The organism is Paraburkholderia sp. A1RI_3L (genome assembly GCF_048957895.1).
Taxonomy (GTDB): domain Bacteria; phylum Pseudomonadota; class Gammaproteobacteria; order Burkholderiales; family Burkholderiaceae; genus Paraburkholderia; species Paraburkholderia kururiensis.
The window spans coordinates 1-468 of the sequence record NZ_JARCHA010000080.1; the positions used below are offsets into that span (position 1 = coordinate 1).

Here is a 468-nt window from a genome sequence, read left to right on the forward strand (position 1 = left end):
TCGCCGTTCCACCGCGGCGCGGGGATGTTGGGCACAACGTCGCGCAATTCGGGCGAGCCGTGCCAGCGTGCCTCGTGGCTCTGCCAGCCCCGCCCGTAGTCGCCCAGCATGAGTTGCAGCATGGCGACGGTCCAGAGGAGCGAAGCATTCTGCGGGTCGAGCGCAAGCGCACGTTCGGCCACCGCAAGCGCAGCCGGAAATTCCTGCCACTCGCGCAGCACGTACGAATACGTCTGCAGCGCATTGATGTAGTTCGGCGCGAGCGCACAGGCGCGTTCGGCCGCCACCAGACTGTCGCCGGTCTCGCCCATGCGCAGCAGCGTGGTGGCGAGGTTGGTCCAGGCGAGCGCGTGGTCCGGCTCGTCGGCGAGTGTGGCTTCCAGCAGCGCCTTTGCCTCCCCGTATTGCCGCAGTTCGAGGTGCGCCGCGCCCATGTTGTTGCGGAGCATCGGCAGGCGCGGATCGAGC

1 protein-coding gene is annotated in these 468 nt (G+C 68.4%); it reads right to left on the reverse strand.

Annotation, left to right across the window (positions count from 1 at the left end; translation table 11 throughout):
* Positions 1–449: tetratricopeptide repeat protein (locus tag PXJ20_RS32985; protein WP_421057522.1), on the reverse strand; the 449-nt coding region annotated here is incomplete at its 3' end.
* Positions 450–468: the final 19 nt, after the last annotated feature.